Source organism: Streptomyces sp. NPDC085944, from assembly GCF_040686295.1.
GTDB classification, from domain to species: domain Bacteria; phylum Actinomycetota; class Actinomycetes; order Streptomycetales; family Streptomycetaceae; genus Streptomyces; species Streptomyces salinarius.
Genome location: NZ_JBFBJX010000025.1, coordinates 34,901 through 51,469, shown reverse-complemented (window position 1 = coordinate 51,469; position 16,569 = coordinate 34,901). Strand labels below are relative to the sequence as shown.

Here is a 16,569-nt window from a genome sequence, read left to right as displayed (position 1 = left end):
TGGGCACCGTAGCGGTACCCGCGGCCCACGGGCGACCCGGTTACGGAGCCGGTCGCGGGGCCCTTGAACAGGGGAAGCCGGTGAGGGCGGCCCCGTCCCCACGGAAGCCCTCACCGGCTGGTCTGTCGCCGTACCCCTTTCAGCGGCGGCGGGTCAGGCGCGCACCAGCTCCCGGTCCTCGTCGGGGTCGGAGCCCCGCTCGCCGGCCGTGCGCAGGCCTTCGCCCTCGACGTCCACGTTGGGCAGTGCGCGGTCCAGCCACTTCGGCAGCCACCAGGCCTTCTTGCCGAGCAGCGCGAGGACCGCCGGGACGATGGCCATCCGGACGACGAACGCGTCGAAGAACACGGCGATCGCGAGGCCGAAGCCGATCATCTTGACCATCGACTCGCTGGAGCCGATGAAGCCCGCGAAGACCGCCATCATGATCACCGCGGCGGCGGTGACGACCCGTGCGCCGTGCTTGAAGCCGGTGACGACCGCCTGGTGGGGCTTCTCGCCGTGGACGAACGCCTCCCGCATGCGGGTGACCAGGAAGACCTCGTAGTCCATGGCCAGGCCGAAGACCACGCCGACCATGAAGATCGGCATCATCGACATGACCGGGCCGGTCTCCTCGACGCCCATCAGGCCGGACAGCCAGCCCCACTGGAAGACCGCGACGACCGCGCCGAGCGCCGCCATGACGGAGAGCAGGAAGCCGAGGGCCGCCTTCAGCGGGACCAGGACCGAGCGGAAGACCACGATCAGCAGGAGGAAGGCCAGGCCGACGACCAGGACCAGGTACGGCACCAGCGCGTCGTTGAGCTTCTCGCTGACGTCGATGTTCATCGCCGTCGCGCCGGTGACCAGGGTCTCGGCACCGGTCTTCGCCTCGACGTCGCCGCCCGCGTCACGGATGGCGTGCACCAGGTCCTCGGTCTGCACGGAGGACGGCTTGGAGTCCGGGATCACGGTGATCGTCGCGGTGTCGCCGCCCTTGTTGGGCGCGGGCGGGGTCACCGCCACGACGCCGTCGAGGCCCTTGATCTCGCCCGCCACGTCGTCGAAGGCGTCCTTGGGCGTGTCGCTGCCCTTCGCGTCCACGACGACCATCAGCGGGCCGTTGAAGCCGGGGCCGAAGCCCTCGGAGAGCAGGTCGTAGGCGCGGCGCTGGGTCGTGGACGTCGGCTGGGAGCCGTCGTCGGGCAGGCCCAGCTCCAGGGAGGCCGCGGGGACCGCCGCGGCACCGAGGCCGATGACGCCCAGGAGCAGGACGGCGAGGGGCCGGCGGACGACGAAGCTCGCCCAGCGGGTGCCCAGGTTGGCCTTCGGCGGGCCGGCCGGCGCGTCCTGCTTCGGCTCGCCCTTGCGGGAGCGGCCGAGCAGCCTGCCCTTCGCGCCCGCCGGCTTGACCCGGCGGCCGGCGTAGCCGAGCAGCGCGGGGATCATCGTGAGCGCGATCAGGACCGCGATGGCGACGGTGCCGGCCGCCGCGACGCCCATCTTGGTGAGCATCGGGATGTTGACGACCGCGAGGCCCACCAGGGCGATGACGACCGTGAGGCCCGCGAAGACGACCGCGGAGCCCGCCGTGCCGACCGCCCGTCCGGCGGCCTCCTCGCGCTCGCGCCCCTCGGCGAGTTCGGCGCGGTAGCGGGAGACGATGAACAGGGCGTAGTCGATGCCGACCGCGAGGCCGATCATCATGGCCAGGATCGAGGTGGTCGAGCCCAGTTCGAGCGCGCCGGCGAGCGCGGTGATCGAGGAGACGCCGATGCCGACGCCGATCAGGGCGGTGAGCAGCGGCAGCCCGGCCGCGACCAGGGAGCCGAAGGTGATGACCAGGACGACGGCGGCGACCGCGATGCCGATGACCTCGGTGGCGCCGGTCTCCGGGACGGCCTGGAGCGCGTCACCGCCGACCTCGACGGTCAGCCCGGCGTCGCGCGCCTGCTGGGCGGCGTCCTCCAGGGCGTCCTTGGTGGACTCCTCCAGCTCCATGCCGGAGACGTCGTACTTCACCGAGGCGTAGGCGATGGTGCCGTCCTTGCTGACGGCGTTGCCCGTGTAGGGGTCGGCGACCGAGGCGACCTCGGAGCCGTCCGCGAGCTCGTCGACGGTCTTCTGCACGGTCGCCTTGTTGTCGGCGTCCGTCATCTTCTCGCCGGACGGCGCCTTGAAGACGACGCGTGCGGTCGCTCCGTCGGCACTCGCCCCGGGGAAGCGCTGTTCCAGCAGGTCGAAGGCCTTCTGGGCCTCCGTTCCGGGGATGGAGAAGGAGGAGTTGCCGGCGGGCGGGGCGCTGGCCGCGCCGACGCCGGCGAGCGTCAGCAGGGCCACCCAGATCAGGGCGACGAAGTGCCGTCGGCGGAAGGCGAGCCGGCCGAGTTTGTAGAGGAACGTGGCCACGGGGGCGTACTCCCGGTCAGGTCGTGGGTCTTCAGGGCAGGGGGGATCAGCCCGACGACGTGAGCGGTTACGTCAGGTGGGGCTCAGGAGTTGCGTGGGGATGTCAGTGGGTGGAGACGCCGAGGGCGGGGAGGATCACGGCGTCGATGTAGGAGGTGAGGAACTCCCGGGTCGGCGGCTGGTCGTCCAGCAGCGTGCGGGTGGCGAATCCGCCGACCATCATGTGCACGAGGAAGTCCAGCGCCGGACAGTCCGCTCTGATCTCTCCGCGGTCGACGGCGCGTTGCAGCACACGCTGGAACTCGACCATCTCCGGTTCGATGAGCTGTTCCCGGAAGGCCTGGCGAAGGTCCGGGTTCTGGTGCAGCGCCATGGCGACGCCCCGCATCAGCGCGGAGTTCTGTTCCATGGTGCAGTCGTCCTCGCGCGCCATGAGGGCGTGCAGGTCGCCGCGGAGCGAGCCGGTGTCGACGTCGCCGATCTCGCCCGGCTTGTTGTGTCGCATGGCCTTGACGACCAGCTCCGGCTTGCCGCCCCACTGGCGGTAGAGCGTCGCCTTGCTGGACCGGGTGCGGGCGGCCACGGCGTCCATGGTGAGGGCGTCGTACCCGACTTCCCGGAGCAGGTCGAGCACGGCCTCGTACAGCTCGGCCTCGCGCTCGGGAGTGATCCGACTGCGGCGCGCGGTGGCGACCTCGGTCATCTCGCTCACTCCTCTCCGTCACACTCGGCGTCCGTCAGAACGGCACCGTTTCGTACAGGACGAATGTACCCCAGCCACCTAGCGAAACGAAACGGTTTCGTTCGTGTTCTGGGTCACGGTTGTCGGCACCGCATAAGCGCACCGCACAAGTTGCCGGTACCCGTCACCCGGAAAAGCATGGGGTGGGTGAGTTATCTGCGCCTTCCGCACCTCAGTGGCGACCAGCTGTGTTTCGTGGCCGAGGACGACCTCTGGCTCGCGTCCCTCGACGGTCCGGGCCGGGCCTGGCGGCTCACCGTCGACCGCACCAAGGTCGGTCACCCCCGCTTCTCCCCCGACGGCCGGCACATCGCCTGCACCAGTTGGCGCACCCTCGTGCCCGAGGTCCACCTCGTGCCGGTGGACGGCGGCCCCGGACGGCAGCTCACCCACTGGGGCGGCCTCGACACCCGGGTCTGCGGCTGGTCGCCGCCCGATCCCGACGGCACCACCGCCGTCCTCGCCGTCGCCTCCCACGGCGAGCCCTTCTCGCACCTCACCTGGGCCTACAAGGTCACCCCCGACGGCGACCCCGGCCGCAAGCTGCCCTGGGGGCCCGTCTCCGACATCCAGGCCGCCGACCTCGACGGCGAACGCAGGACGCTGCTGCTGACCGGCACCCCGCCGCACGAGCCGGCCGCCTGGAAGCGCTACCGGGGCGGCGCCACGGGCCGGCTGTGGCTGCACGGCGAGCGGCTGCTGCCCGACCTCGGCGGGCACCTCGCCGCCCCCATGTTCGTCGGCGGCCGGATCGCCTTCCTCTCCGACCACGAGGGCGTCGGCAACCTGTACTCCTGCGCGCCGGACGGCACCGGCCTGCGCCGCCACACCGACCACGACGCGTTCTACGCCCGCAACGCCGCGAGCGACGGCACGCGGGTGGTGTACCAGTGCGCGGGCGACCTGTGGATCGTGGACGACCTCGCGCCCGGCTCGGCGCCGCGCAAGCTCGACGTGCGGCTGAGCGGTCCGCGCGCGGGACGGCGTACGTACCAGGTGCCCGCGGCCCAGCACGTGGGCGGCGTCTCCGTCGACGAGACGGGCCGGGCGAGCGCCGTCGTCGTACGCGGCAGCCTGTACTGGCTCACCCACCGCGACGGCCCGGCCCGCACCATCGCCGACACCCCGGGGGTACGGGTGCGGCTGCCGGAGATGCTCGGGGAGAGCGGCCGGATCGCGTACGTGACGGACGCGGAGGGCGAGGACGCCGTCGAGATCTCCTACCTGCCCCGGGCGACCGGCGGCCGCGCGGCCCGGCGACTGGCCTCCGGACGCCTGGGCCGGGTCCTGGAGCTGGTGTCGGACCCTGCGGGCGAGCGCCTCGCCGTCGCCTCGCACGACGGACGGCTGCTGATCCTCGACGTCACGGAACCGGACCCGGAGGTCGCGCTGACGCTGGACGCGGTGGACGCCGGGTATCCGGGAGATGCCGGGGATCCCGAGCTCCCGGCAGACGCGACGCAAGAGGACGCGGCAGGCAGGGCGCCCGGGACGGACACCGACCCGGCCGACGGCGGCGCGACCGAAGGAGGCGCGGCGGGAGGTGCCCGCACGGCCGGCGACACCCCGGCGGGCTCCCCCGCGGGCAGCGGCGCCGCGGCGGGCGCCACGCGCGACGACCGCGCCCCCGGCCCCGGACCGGCCACCGGGGTGACGGCAGACGGCACGTCGACCCGGCGGACGGCGGAAGGCGAGGCGACGGCCCACGGCGCGCCGGAAGGAGCGGCCTCCACGGCCGATGGCACGGCGTCCGACGGCACCGCGGACGGCGACACGGCGGGAGACGGCCCCGCGGCCGCCGCCCGCCGGGGAGGCGCTCCCACGGGCGACGACGCCGCCGACGACGCCCCCCGGCCGGGCGCCCCGCGCGACCATCCCGCCCCCGGCTCCGGGCCGGCCACCGGGGAGACCGGCACCCCGGGCGGCCCTGGCTTCCCCCCGGCCGCCGCAGGCACCGGCGCGGACGTTCCCGCCGAGGGCGCCGCCGCCGGGGGCACCGTGACGCCGGGCGGGCCCGGCACTCCCGCGACCGCCGGAGGCCGGGTCACCGAGCTGGTCCGTTCCGTCAACGGCCCCGTGCGCGACCTCGCCTTCTCCCCCGACGGGGCCTGGCTCACCTGGTCGCACCCGGGCATCGGACGCACCCTGCGGCAGATCAGGATGGCCCGGATCGACGGCCCGGAGGGCACGCTGGTCGTCGACGTCACCAACGGCCGCTTCGAGGACGAGAACCCGGTGTTCACCCGGGACGGCCGCTACCTCGCCTTCCTGTCCTGGCGCGGCTTCGACCCGGTGTACGACGTGCACACCGGCGACCTGTCCTTCCCGCTGGGCTGCCGCCCCTATCTGGTGCCGCTGTCCTCCGCGACACCCTCCCCCTTCGCCCTCAACCCCGAGGGCCGCCCGGCGGCCGGGGGCCTGGACCCCCTGGAGGACGAGCCCGGCGAGGGCGGCGCGGTGACCGTCGAGGTCGAGGGTCTGGAGAGCCGGGTGACGCCGTTCCCGGTCACCGCCTCCAAGTACTCGGCGCTGGAGCCGGTCGCGGGCGGCGGCCTGGTCTGGCTGCGCTGGCCGATCTCCGGCGCGCTCGGCGAGACCTTCGCCAACCCGGCCGACCCGAGCGAGCGGCCGACGCTGGAGCACTTCAACCTCGCCAAGGCGAAGAAGTCCGAGCTGGTCGACCACCTCGACTGGTTCCGGGTCAGCGGCGACGGCAGCCGCCTGGTCGTGCTCGACGAGGGCGACCTGCGCGCCGTACCGGCGACCGAGGTGGGCGACGGCGACTCGACCACCTGGATCGACCTGCGCCGCATCCTGCACGAGGTCGACCCGGCCGCCGAATGGCGCCAGGCGTACGACGAGGCGGGCCGCCTGATCCGCGCCTACTTCTGGGACCCCGGGATGTGCGGCATCGACTGGGACGCGGTCCTGGACCAGTACCGTCCGCTGCTCGAACGGGTCGCCTCCCCCGACGAGTTCGCCGACCTGCTGCGCGAGGTGCTCGGCGAGCTGGGCACCTCGCACGCGTACGTCGTCGCCGGCCGGCGCAACGAGGGCCCGGCGCACTACCAGCGCTGGCAGGGCCTGCTCGGTGCCAACTTCGTCTGCCGGGACGGCCGGTGGGTGGCGAAGCGCATCCTGCCGGGCGACTCCTCCGACTCCAGGGCCCGCTCGCCGCTGGCCGGCACGGGCATCCGCGACGGGGCCGTCCTGAGCCACGTCGACGGCCGCCCCGTCGACCCGGTCCTCGGCCCGTCCCCGCTGCTGGCGGGCGCGGGCGGTACGACGGTGGAGCTGACCTTCTCGCCCGCCGAGGGCTGCCGGGGCCCCTCCCGCCGGGTCGCCGTCGTGCCGCTCGTCGACGAACGTCCCCTGCGCTACCAGGACTGGGTGGCCAAACGGCGCCAGGTGGTACGGGAGTTGAGCGGTGGGCAGTGCGGCTACCTGCACATCCCCGACATGGGCGGCTCCGGCTGGGCGCAGTTCAACCGCGACCTTCGCATGGAAGTGTCCCGGCCCGCGCTCATCGTCGACGTGCGCGGCAACGCGGGCGGGCACATCAGCGAGCTGGTGATCGAGAAACTGACCCGGACCATCCTGGGCTGGGACCTGACGCGGGACGCCCAGCCGGTGTCGTACACCTCCAACGCGCCGCGCGGTCCGGTCGTCGCGGTCGCCGACGAGGCGACGTCGTCCGACGGCGACATGATCACGGCCGCGTTCAAGCTGCTGCGGCTCGGTCCGGTGGTCGGGCAGCGCACCTGGGGCGGCGTGGTCGGCATGACCGGCCGGCACCGCCTCGGCGACGGCTCGGTGATCACGGTGCCGATGAACGCGGCCTGGTTCGACGCCTACGGCTGGTCCGTGGAGAACTACGGCGTCGCCCCCGACGTCGAGGCGCTGCGCACCCCGCTGGACTGGGCCGAGGGCCGCTACACGGTCCTGGACGAGGCGGTCCGCCTCGCGTTGGAGCTGCTGGAGGCCAACCCGCCCGCGACGCCGCCCGGTTACGACGCCGTACCGGACCGCTCGCGTCCGCCGCTACCGCCGAGGGAGTAGGAGGGGCCGGTGACAGGGGAGAGGGCGCCCACCCGGAACGGCCGGGGGCGCCCTCTCACTTCAGCGGCGGCGCGTCAGGCGTCGAAACTGTCCTGGAGCCGCTCGTCCTCGTCGCGGCGGCGCGAGGACGGGTCCTGGTGTCCCGACTCCCGGCGGCGCTGGGACGACGGGTCCATCTCGTCCTCGTCGCGACGGCGGTCGCGGTTCTGGAACTGGTCCCGAGCCTGCTCGGCACGCTGCTTGCCCTGCTGCTGCATGCGGTCGGCCTTGTCCTGGAACTGGTCCTTCATACCCATGTGGGTTCACTCCTGTGATCGGGCCCGACCGGATCGGCCGGGTGCTCGATCAGATTCACACGGGCCGTGACCGTGCGCATGTCGATCACTTACGGACCGTAGTCGCCCTGGTGGGACGCTGTTCGTCGGCCGCTCCCCCGGCACCGACGAGCCCCACCCGCAGGCCGTCGAGCCGATCCCCGAAGCGCCGCATCTCGCGCTGTCCGACGGTGCCGATGAGGGCCGGCAAGTAGCCGCGCACGCCCTGCATGCCGCGCAGCCACCACTGCCCGTACACGTGCGCGGAGCGGCGCTCGACGCCCTCCACGAGCCGGTCGACCGCCGGGCCCAGCGGGTACGTCTTGTTCGACGGCCAGGGCAGCCGCTGCCGCAACTCCCGCATCACGTCGTCCTGGTCGGCGCCGCGCACCATGTCGGTGTCGGTCCATGAGAGGTAGCCGACGCCCACCTTCACACCCCGGTGCCCGACCTCGCCGCGCAGACTGTGCGCGTACGCCTCGACGCCGGACTTGGAGGCGCAGTAGGCGCTCATCATCGGGGCGGGGGTGAGGGCGGCCAGCGACGCGATCTGGAGCAGGTAGCCGCGGCTCTCCAGCAACGCGGGCAGGAAGGCGCGGGCGGTCACCGCCGAGCCGATCAGGTTGACCTCGATCACCCGCCGCCAGGACTCGGGGTCGGACTCGACGAAGGGACCGCCCGTGGCCACGCCCGCGTTGGCGACGACGATGTCGACCTTCCCGAACCGCTCCTTCACCTCCGCCGCGACCCGTGCCATCGCCTCGTGGTCGGTGACGTCGGCGTGCCAGTGGTCGCTGTCGCTGTGCAACCGGGCGGAGACCTGCTTGAGTTCGTCCGGCTCCAGGCCGACCAGCGCCACCTTCACGCCGCGCGCGGACAGCTTGCGGGCCATCAACTCCCCCACGCCCCGCGCCGCTCCGGTGACGACGGCGACCCGCCCTTCCAGGCTCACCCTGCTCATGCGCTCTCCTCGGCGTGTTCGGCACGCGCACCGCGTGCACTCGGTATGCGTGCGCTCGGTATGTAGGTGGCCGCCAGGGCCCGTATCTTGCCGGTGACCAGGTCCGGCGCCTCCACCGGCGTCATGTGGCCGAGCCCCGGGAGTTCGGTGAGGCCCACGCAGTCCGGCAGCGCGGCGGCCAGCTCACGGGCGTGCACGGGCGGCGTCAGCCGGTCCGCCGTGCCGACCACGACCTCCACCGGCATGCGCAACTCCCTCAGGCCGTGGTCGAGGTCGAGCAGGTCGAGCACCTGTGACCAGCCGTGCCGCACCCGGCTCGGGCAGGCGTGCACGATCCGGGCGCAGGCCTCGACCATGAGAGGGTTCGAACCCGGGCCCATCGTCCCGTACTTGAGGATCCGGCGGGCGAGCGGTGTGACCGGCCCGAGCGGCGCCCGGGAGCCGAGGATGCGCCGGGTCAGCCAGGTACGCACCCGGCCCGCCCGCATCGGCACCACGGTGGCGGACGCCACCAGCCGCGCGCTGCCGGTGCTGCACAGCAGGGCGGCCGCCGCGTGCTCGCGCACCGCGGGCCGCCTCGCCGCCGCCATCAGCGTCATCCCGCCCATGGAGTGCCCGGCGATCACGGCCCGCTCGCCCGGCGCGAGGGTGGCCTCCAGTACGGCTTCGAGGTCGTCGGCGAGCGGCTCGGTGCCGTACGCCGGGTTGGCCGGGCTGCGGCCGTGCCCGCGCTGGTCGTAGGCGATGACCCGGTGGTCGGCGGCCAGTGCCCGGATCTGCGCCGCCCAGAAGGCGGTGGAGCAGCACCAGCCGTGGGCGAGGACGACGGCGGGCGCGTGCTCGGGGCCGTGCACCTCGACGTGTATCCGGGCGCCGTCGGCGGCGGTGACGGTCAGCTCGTGGGCGGGCACGGGCGGGGCGTACGGCCCGTCGGCGACGTGCAGCAGGCGGCTCACGCGCTCACCTCGGCGTCCGCGTCGGCGGCCTCGACCGGTCGTGGGGCCGGGCGCAGCACCTGGTACTCCGCGAGGTCCACGCGCCGCGTCTCGCGCCGGAACTCGGCGGTCGTGCCGGGCCAGACGGTGGTGTTGCGGCCGCCGGCGTCCAGGTACCAGCTGGTGCAGCCGCCGGTGTTCCACACCGTGCGCTTCATGCGCTCCTGCACGCGGTGGTTCCAGTTGCGCACGGCGGCGGGGCGGGGATCGAAGGCGGTGCGGCCGCCGAGGACGTTGAGCTGGCGCAGGTAGTCCGCCATGTAGTTCAGCTGGGACTCGATCATCAGGATCATGGACGAGTTGCCGAGGCCGGTGTTGGGCCCGATGACCGTCATGAAGTTGGGGAAGCCGGCCGCCGTGCCGCCGCGCAGCGCCTCCATGCCGCCCTTCCAGGCCTCGGCCAGCGTCCGCCCGTCCGCGCCCACGACCCGCTCGGCGATCGGCATGTCGGTGACGTGGAACCCGGTGCCGAAGATGATCGCGTCCGCCTCGGCCTCGGAGCCGTCGGCGGCGACGAGCGTCGACCCGCGCACCTCGCTGAGACCGCTCGCGACCACGTCGACGTTGGGCTTGGCGAGCGCCGGGTAGTAGGTGCTCGACAGCAGGATCCGCTTGCAGCCGATGCGGTAGTCGGGGGTGAGTTTGGCGCGCAAGGCCGGGTCCTTGATGGCGGCGCCCATGTTGCGCTTGGCGATCCGCTCGACGAAGCCCAGCTCGTCGGGGTGCTTGGTGAAGGCCTGCACCTGGAGCTCGCGGATGCCCCACAGCAGCCCGCGGCGGAGCTTGGTGGTGGCGGGCACCGCCCGGTGCAGGGCGCGTTCGGCACCGCTGATGGCCCGGTCCACGCGGGGCATCACCCAGGCCGGGGTGCGCTGGAAGAGGGTGAGCCGGCCCACCTTCGGCTGGATGGACGGCACGATCTGGATGGCGGAGGCGCCGGTGCCGATCACGGCGACGCGCTTGCCCGCGAGGTCGTAGTCGTGGTCCCAGCGTGCGGAGTGGAAGACCTTGCCGGGGAAGGTGTCGAGTCCCGGGATGTCGGGGACCTTGGGGTCGGACAGCGGCCCGGTCGCGGAGACGACGACGTCGGCGGTGAGGGTGCCGCGCACGGTCTCGATCTCCCACCGCAGCTGCTCGGTGTCCCACGCCATCCGCTTCACCTCCGAGTCGAAGCGGAGGTGGGGACGGAGCCCGAAGGTGTCGGCGACGTGTTCGAGGTAGGCGCGGATGTGCTCCTGCCCGGAGAAGGTGCGCGGCCACTCGGGGTTGGGCGCGAAGGAGAAGGAGTACAGGTGGGACGGCACGTCGCAGGCGCAGCCGGGATAGCTGTTGTCGCGCCAGGTCCCGCCGACGCTCCCCGCCCGCTCCAGTACGACGAAGTCGGTGATCCCTTCGCGCCGCAGCCGCACGGCGGCCCCCAGCCCGCCGAAGCCGGACCCGATCACCGCCACCCGTACGTGTTCGTGAGCCTGCTCGTGCTCGGCCATTTGGGAGCCTCCACGCTTGCCTGGACCGTCTGGAACCGTTCGGAACCACTTGGAACCGTGCCAGTGAACACTGGCGCAATGGGAGCGTAGAACAGCTCCGTACTCATGGGTAGGGGTCGGACGGAGGAAAGTTACCCGCGGTACGCCATAGGGTCGTGACGTGACCGAGAAGCACGAATACCGCATGGAGGAACTGGCCGGACTGGCCGGCATCACGGTGCGCACCCTGCGCTTCTACCGCGAACGCAAACTGATCCCGCCGCCCCGCCGCGAGGGCCGCATCGCCTGGTACGACGACCACCACCTGGCCCGGCTGCGCACCATCGCCGCGCTGCTGGAACGCGGCCACACCCTCAACGGCATCGCGGAACTGGCCGACGCCTTCGACCACGGCCGCGACGTCGGCGACCTGCTCGGCCTCGGCGAACCCACCGAGGAGACCCCGGTCCGCCTCACCCCCGAGGAACTCGCCGCCCGCTTCGAGGGCGAGGTCACCCCGGAGAACCTGGCCGCCGCGATGGAGCTGGGCTACCTCGGCACCGACGGCGATGAACTGGTCCACATCAGCCACCGCCTGCTGGAGGTCTCCTCCGCCCTGGTCCGCGAGGGCATCCCGCTCGGCGAGGTCCTCCAGGCCGGCGCCCGCGTCCGTGAGCACGCCGACGCCCTCGCCGAACTCTTCGCCGACCTGATACTGCGCCACGCCCCCGAACCGGAACTCCACCGCCTGCGCCCGCTGGCCCGCAGCGTGGTGGAGGCGGAGCTGTCCCTGGCACTGGACCGGCGGATGCGCAAGCAGACGGACTAGAGCGGACGGACGGGACGGGCTCTCAGCGGTCGTAGACCACCGTGACCGGCGCGTGGTCGGACCACCGCTCGGCGTGCGCGGCGGCACGCTCGACGTATCCCTTGACGGCCTTGGCGGCCAGCCCGGGAGTGGAGACGTGGTAGTCGATCCGCCATCCGCTGTCGTTGTCGAAGGCCCGCCCCCGGTACGACCACCACGAGTACGGCCCCTCGACGTCCGGGTGCAGGGCGCGCACGACGTCCACGTAGCCGCCCTCCGCCGGGTCGAGGACGCGGCTCAGCCACTCCCGCTCCTCGGGGAGGAACCCGGAGTTCTTCTTGTTGGCGCGCCAGTTCTTCAGGTCGGCCTCGCGGTGGGCGATGTTCCAGTCGCCGCAGACGACGACCTCGCGCCCCTCGGCGGCGGCCCGCTCGCGCAGTTCCTTCAGGTGGGCGAGGAACTCGCCCATGAAGCGGACCTTCTCGTCCTGGCGCTCGGTGCCGACCTCGCCGGAGGGGAGGTAGAGGGAGGCGACCGTCACACCGGGCAGGTCGGCCTCGACGTAGCGGCCACTGGTGTCGAACTCCGCCGAGCCGAAACCGACGCGAACGGCGTCGGGCTCACGGCGCGTGTAGAGGGAGACGCCGGCCCGGCCCTTGGCGGCGGCGGGGGCGTGCGTCACGTGCCAGCCGTCGGGCGTACGGACGTGCTCGGGCAGCTGCTGGGGTTCGGCCCGCACCTCCTGGAGGCACAGCACGTCGGCGGAGGTGTCGGCGAGCCACTCCACGAAGCCCTTCTTCGCGGCGGCGCGCAGGCCATTGACGTTGACGGAGGTCACGGTGAGCACCAGGGCACGATACCGGCACACTGGACGACGTCCCGCTCCGGACTCCGCATCGATATACGGTAGGCAGCATGAACATACGCAGGGTCCCCTTCGACCACCCCGACGCCGTGAAGCTCAACGACGAGGTCCAGGCCGAGTACGACCTCCGCTACGGCGACGGCGGCGACGCCACGCACCTGGACCCGTCGGACTTCGCGCCGCCGAACGGCCTGTACCTGGTCGCGTACGACGAGAACGACGTCCCGGTCGCCTCCGGCGGCTGGCGCCGCCAGGACGCCAACGACGAGGGCAATCTCGACGGGGACGCCGAGCTCAAGCGGATGTTCGTGACCGAGCAGGTGCGCGGGCGCGGGCTGGCCCGGCGGATCCTGGCCGCCCTGGAGGAGGACGCCCGCGCGGCGGGCCGGACCCGGATGGTATTGGAGACCGGCACCAAGCAGCCGGAGGCCGTGGCCCTGTACACGTCCAGCGGCTACGAACCGTGCGTGAAGTTCGGCTACTACCGCTTCCACGAGGAGAGCCTCTGCTACGCGAAGGCTCTCCAGGCCCCGTAGACGGAAGGGGCCGGCCCCGGCACCGCGGGACGATCCGGGAGCCGGGGCCCCGGGGCCGGAACTGGGGCTGGGAAACGACGAAGGTCCCGGCCGATCGTGATGATCGGCCGGGACCTTCGTCAATGTGCGTGGACCTGAGGGGATTTGAACCCCTGGCCCCCTCGATGCGAACGAGGTGCGCTACCGGACTGCGCCACAGGCCCTTGCAACGAGTGAAACTCTAGCACCCCGCCCGGCCTGCTCAAAAATCGCTTCCGGCTACTCGTTGGCCGCGCGGGGGCGGTCGCCGTCCTCGTACTGGTCGAACAGCGGCGTACGGCCCCGCTCCCTGGCCCGGCGGGCGGACGCGGCACGGCGGGCGTCGCTGCGACCCGGGGTCTCCGGACGCTCGTCGGCACGGGCGGCCGGGCGCTCCTCGGCGGCACGGTCCGCCGAGCGGTCCGGCACGGGTGCCGCCTCCTCCTGGTCGGGCGCGACGGGACTGGAACGCGCCGAGCTCCAGGCGTCCGGGGCCGCGAGGTCCACGTCGGGCGTGGCGCGGGGGGCGACCGGCGCGGTCACGTAGGTGGGCAGGGGGACCGGAACCGGGTCCCAGCTGTCGCCCTGCGGGCGTCCCCGGCGTTCCCGCTGCTGGTCGACCCACTCGGCGTGGTCGGTCTGCTCCACCAGGGCCCGCCGGTCCGCGGCGAGCGCCGACATTCCGGCGCCGGGTTCCACGTCGGGTCCGTCGTCCGGTTCCTCGGTGTCGAGGTCGCCCACGGGTCCGCCGGGGTCGGCGGGGCCGCGCCGGCGCGGACGCGGGTCACGGTCGCGCAGGCGCTGTGCGGCGGCCTCGGCCTGGCGGCGGTCCATCTGGAAGGCGAAGCGGCGGCGCTCCTGGGCGCGCAGATGGACGATGTAGGCGCTGAGCAGCACCGCGGGCACGCCCGGCGCCCACAGGAACGCGAGCCCGCCGACCGCCGCGACGACCGAGCCGAGCGTGAAGGCCAGGAAGAGCATCACGGTCGTACGCCGACGGCGGGCGAGGACCTTGGTGCGCCGGGCCCGTGCCGCGGCCGCCCCCGGTGACAGGGGTGCGCGCCGGGCCTGCGGCACCCGCCCCCGCGCCGGTGCCGTGCCCGACCGCGCCGGGTCGCCGGGTTCCGGGGACTGCCCGGATCTCGGGCCGTGGTCGGGTCCGCCCGTACGGGGGCGTGCCGTTTCGGGCCGCTCCGCCGGCTGCCGGGGCGGGGCCGGCCGGGTGTGCCGTCGGGTTCTGGACACGGCGAAGGCCCGGACGTCCACCGAGTCGGTGGCGGCGTCCGGGGCGTCGGCGTCGGGCTCCGCCTCGTCGGCGGAGCGCGACCGCAGGTCCTTGGCGTACCGGCGCTCCATGCCCGCCCGTCCGGACAGGAGCCGGATGGCGGTGCTGAAGCGTTCGGTCGGACGGGCCTCGTTCAGCTCGTCCTGCCTACGGAGCCACATCGGCACCAAGTAGGCGGCCCAGGCCCCGACGATGACTGCGTAGATGAGGCCGCTGCTGCTCACGCCTCACACGGTAGAGGGGTTTGCGTGAGGCCATCCGCCAATTGAGCCGGTGTGTCGCACGATCTGGCTGATATTTCGAAATTTTCTTGTGACCGATCCGATCAACCGACTGTCAGGACCAGGAAATTATCCGCTTCGGGATGGTCGCAGCCCGATCAAATTCGAACGTTTATTCAATTACCGGCGTTCCCGGTCCTCCCGGGGTTCCCTCCGTTTCCGGTGTTGCCCGCGTTCGGGGCGCTGCGCTGCCGTGACCGGTGCCAGCGCCGCAGCAGACCCTCGGGAACCTCTTCCGCGGTGAGCGCGAAGACGAGATGGTCCCGCCAGGCTCCGTCGATGTGCAGATAACGCGGCCTGAGGCCCTCCTCGCGGAATCCGAGTTTCTCCACGACCCGGCGGCTGGGCGCGTTCTCGGGGCGAATGCAGACCTCGACGCGGTGCAGTCCGACGGTGCGGAAACAGTGGTCCACCGCCATCGCCACGGCCGTCGGCATCACCCCGCGGCCGGCCACCGCCTCGTCCACCCAGTAGCCGACGTGCCCGGAGCACATCGAGCCCCAGGTGATGCCCGCCACCGTCAACTGGCCGACCAGCCGCCCCCGGTACTCGATGACGAAGGGCAGCATCCGGCCCGCGTGGGCCTCGGAGCGCAGGTGCCGCACCATCTGGCGGTAGGTGGGCCGGTGCGCGATCGGGCCACCGGGTCCGGGCGGCGGGATGGTGGCCTCCCACGGGCGCAGCCAGTCCCGGTTGCGCCGGTTGACCTCGCGCCAGGTCCGTTGGTCGCGCAGCCTTATCGGCCTCAGGACGATGTCGCCGTCCGTCAGCTCCGCGGGCCAGGACGGGCCGTTCAGCTCGCACCCCCACCGCTGGCGGGTCTCGGGTGGTCACCGCCGCGCAGTTGGTCCACGGCGTGCTTCAGCAGCGGCTCCAGCACGGCGAGGCCGTCCTTCACTCCGCCGGAGGATCCCGGCAGGTTGACGATCAGCGTGCCGCCCGCCACTCCGGCCAGTCCCCTGGAGAGCGCCGCGGTCGGCACCTTGTCCCGGCCGTACGCCCGGATCGCCTCGGCGATGCCCGGGACCTCGTGGTCGATCACGGCGCGGGTCGCCTCGGGGGTGCGGTCGGTGGGCGAGATGCCGGTGCCGCCGGTGGTGACGATCACGTCGTAGCCCGCTTCGGCGCCCGCGCGCAGGGCGGCCTCCACGGGGGCGCCGTCGGGCACGACCTGGGGGCCGTCGACGGCGAAGCCGAAGCGGCGCAGGCCCTCGGCGATCAGCGGACCGCCCTTGTCCTCGTAGACACCGGCGGCGGCCCGGTTGGAGGCTGTGACGACCAGGGCGGCGTACGGCCCGGGGAGGGCGCCCGGCGCGGCGGCGTCCGGCGTCATGACCGGTTCCAGTCGCCGGACTTGCCGCCCGTCTTCTGTTCCACCCGCACGTCCGTGATGACCGCTCCCTTGTCGACCGCCTTGACCATGTCGACCACGGTGAGCGCTGCGACGGAGACCGCGGTGAGCGCCTCCATCTCGACGCCCGTGCGATCCGTCGTCTTCACCGTGGCGGTGATCTCCACGGCGTCGTCCGCGACCGACAGGTCCAGTTTCACACCGGAGACCGACAACGGGTGGCACAAGGGGATCAGCTCGGGGGTGCGCTTGGCGCCCATGATGCCCGCGATCCGGGCGGTGGCCAGGGCATCGCCCTTCGGCACGCCCTCGCCGCGCAGCAGCTCGACCACGCGGGGCGCCACGAGGACGCGTCCACTGGCTCGGGCGGTGCGGGCGGTCACGTCCTTGCCGGACACGTCGACCATCCGGGCGGCGCCCGCCTCGTCGATGTGGGTCAGCCGGTCCTGCGGGTCCTGTCCGCTGCCGGACGGTCGGTCCTGCGTACTCATGCTCGT

At 72.9% G+C, this 16,569-nt stretch carries 14 protein-coding genes and 1 tRNA gene; 3 read left to right on the top strand and 12 right to left on the bottom strand.

Annotated features, from left to right (window positions below; all coding sequences use genetic code 11):
- Positions 1–153: 153 nt before the first annotated feature.
- Together AB0P07_RS33460 and AB0P07_RS33455 are read right to left on the bottom strand one after the other, a co-directional pair.
- Positions 154–2,391 (bottom strand): MMPL family transporter, encoded by a 2,238-nt coding sequence (locus tag AB0P07_RS33460; protein WP_365557354.1) that lies wholly within the window; start codon positions 2,389–2,391, stop codon positions 154–156.
- A gap of 103 nt (positions 2,392–2,494) precedes the next feature.
- On the bottom strand, positions 2,495–3,094 hold the full coding sequence (locus tag AB0P07_RS33455) for a TetR/AcrR family transcriptional regulator (protein WP_365557351.1): 600 nt from the start codon (positions 3,092–3,094) through the stop codon (positions 2,495–2,497).
- A gap of 177 nt (positions 3,095–3,271) precedes the next feature.
- On the opposite strand from AB0P07_RS33455, the gene AB0P07_RS33450 reads away from it, so the two are divergent.
- Positions 3,272–7,192, top strand: a complete 3,921-nt coding sequence (locus tag AB0P07_RS33450) for a S41 family peptidase (protein WP_365557349.1) — start codon at positions 3,272–3,274, stop codon at positions 7,190–7,192.
- Positions 7,193–7,266: 74 nt separating this feature from the next.
- Here AB0P07_RS33450 and AB0P07_RS33445 read toward each other — a convergent pair whose 3' ends face one another.
- The 4 genes from AB0P07_RS33445 to AB0P07_RS33430 form a co-directional block, all read right to left on the bottom strand.
- Complete coding sequence (locus tag AB0P07_RS33445) at positions 7,267–7,488, bottom strand: hypothetical protein (protein WP_125630927.1); 222 nt, start codon at positions 7,486–7,488, stop codon at positions 7,267–7,269.
- 85 nt (positions 7,489–7,573) lie between these two features.
- Positions 7,574–8,467, bottom strand: a complete 894-nt coding sequence (locus tag AB0P07_RS33440) for an SDR family oxidoreductase (RefSeq protein WP_365557346.1) — start codon at positions 8,465–8,467, stop codon at positions 7,574–7,576.
- Positions 8,464–9,423, bottom strand: coding sequence for an alpha/beta hydrolase (locus tag AB0P07_RS33435; RefSeq protein WP_365557344.1), 960 nt, complete (start codon positions 9,421–9,423; stop codon positions 8,464–8,466). The genes AB0P07_RS33440 and AB0P07_RS33435 overlap by 4 nt, the downstream gene beginning before the upstream one ends.
- Positions 9,420–10,949 (bottom strand): NAD(P)/FAD-dependent oxidoreductase, encoded by a 1,530-nt coding sequence (locus AB0P07_RS33430; protein ID WP_365557342.1) that lies wholly within the window; start codon positions 10,947–10,949, stop codon positions 9,420–9,422. The genes AB0P07_RS33435 and AB0P07_RS33430 overlap by 4 nt, the downstream gene beginning before the upstream one ends.
- Before the next feature lie 160 nt (positions 10,950–11,109).
- Between AB0P07_RS33430 and AB0P07_RS33425 the strand changes: the two genes are divergently transcribed.
- Positions 11,110–11,757: a MerR family transcriptional regulator gene (locus tag AB0P07_RS33425; protein WP_256110372.1), complete on the top strand. Its 648-nt coding sequence runs from the start codon at positions 11,110–11,112 to the stop codon at positions 11,755–11,757.
- Positions 11,758–11,779: 22 nt separating this feature from the next.
- Here AB0P07_RS33425 and AB0P07_RS33420 read toward each other — a convergent pair whose 3' ends face one another.
- A complete protein-coding gene (locus tag AB0P07_RS33420) occupies positions 11,780–12,583 on the bottom strand; it encodes an exodeoxyribonuclease III (RefSeq protein ID WP_365557338.1) in 804 nt (267 codons plus the stop codon).
- Positions 12,584–12,651: 68 nt separating this feature from the next.
- Between AB0P07_RS33420 and AB0P07_RS33415 the strand changes: the two genes are divergently transcribed.
- Positions 12,652–13,137 carry a GNAT family N-acetyltransferase gene (locus tag AB0P07_RS33415; RefSeq protein ID WP_263547161.1) on the top strand — a complete coding sequence of 162 codons (486 nt, stop codon included), beginning with the start codon at positions 12,652–12,654 and terminating at the stop codon, positions 13,135–13,137.
- A 129-nt stretch (positions 13,138–13,266) separates the two neighbouring features.
- On the opposite strand, the gene AB0P07_RS33410 is transcribed toward AB0P07_RS33415, so the two are convergent.
- From AB0P07_RS33410 to moaC, 5 genes are all read right to left on the bottom strand, one after another.
- A tRNA-Ala gene (locus AB0P07_RS33410) sits at positions 13,267–13,340 on the bottom strand.
- A 55-nt stretch (positions 13,341–13,395) separates the two neighbouring features.
- Positions 13,396–14,664 (bottom strand): gephyrin-like molybdotransferase receptor GlpR, encoded by a 1,269-nt coding sequence (glpR, locus tag AB0P07_RS33405; protein WP_365557336.1) that lies wholly within the window; start codon positions 14,662–14,664, stop codon positions 13,396–13,398.
- Positions 14,665–14,837: 173 nt separating this feature from the next.
- A complete protein-coding gene (locus tag AB0P07_RS33400) occupies positions 14,838–15,518 on the bottom strand; it encodes a GNAT family protein (protein WP_309317671.1) in 681 nt (226 codons plus the stop codon).
- A complete protein-coding gene (locus AB0P07_RS33395) occupies positions 15,515–16,054 on the bottom strand; it encodes a MogA/MoaB family molybdenum cofactor biosynthesis protein (protein ID WP_365557332.1) in 540 nt (179 codons plus the stop codon). Before AB0P07_RS33395 ends, AB0P07_RS33400 begins: the two co-directional genes overlap by 4 nt.
- Positions 16,051–16,563 (bottom strand): cyclic pyranopterin monophosphate synthase MoaC, encoded by a 513-nt coding sequence (gene moaC, locus AB0P07_RS33390; RefSeq protein WP_365557330.1) that lies wholly within the window; start codon positions 16,561–16,563, stop codon positions 16,051–16,053. The genes AB0P07_RS33395 and moaC overlap by 4 nt, the downstream gene beginning before the upstream one ends.
- Positions 16,564–16,569: the final 6 nt, after the last annotated feature.

Excerpts from the sequence above, each read along its gene's own strand:
- AB0P07_RS33395 (WP_365557332.1), bottom strand. The coding sequence starts at position 16,054 with ATGACGCCGGACGCCGCCGCGCCGGGCGCCCTCCCCGGGCCGTACGCC.
- AB0P07_RS33450 (WP_365557349.1), top strand. The coding sequence starts at position 3,272 with ATGGGGTGGGTGAGTTATCTGCGCCTTCCGCACCTCAGTGGCGACCAG.
- AB0P07_RS33430 (WP_365557342.1), bottom strand. The coding sequence starts at position 10,949 with ATGGCCGAGCACGAGCAGGCTCACGAACACGTACGGGTGGCGGTGATC.
- AB0P07_RS33440 (WP_365557346.1), bottom strand. The coding sequence starts at position 8,467 with ATGAGCAGGGTGAGCCTGGAAGGGCGGGTCGCCGTCGTCACCGGAGCG.
- AB0P07_RS33445 (WP_125630927.1), bottom strand. The coding sequence starts at position 7,488 with ATGGGTATGAAGGACCAGTTCCAGGACAAGGCCGACCGCATGCAGCAG.
- moaC (WP_365557330.1), bottom strand. The coding sequence starts at position 16,563 with ATGAGTACGCAGGACCGACCGTCCGGCAGCGGACAGGACCCGCAGGAC.
- AB0P07_RS33415 (WP_263547161.1), top strand. The coding sequence starts at position 12,652 with ATGAACATACGCAGGGTCCCCTTCGACCACCCCGACGCCGTGAAGCTC.
- AB0P07_RS33455 (WP_365557351.1), bottom strand. The coding sequence starts at position 3,094 with ATGACCGAGGTCGCCACCGCGCGCCGCAGTCGGATCACTCCCGAGCGC.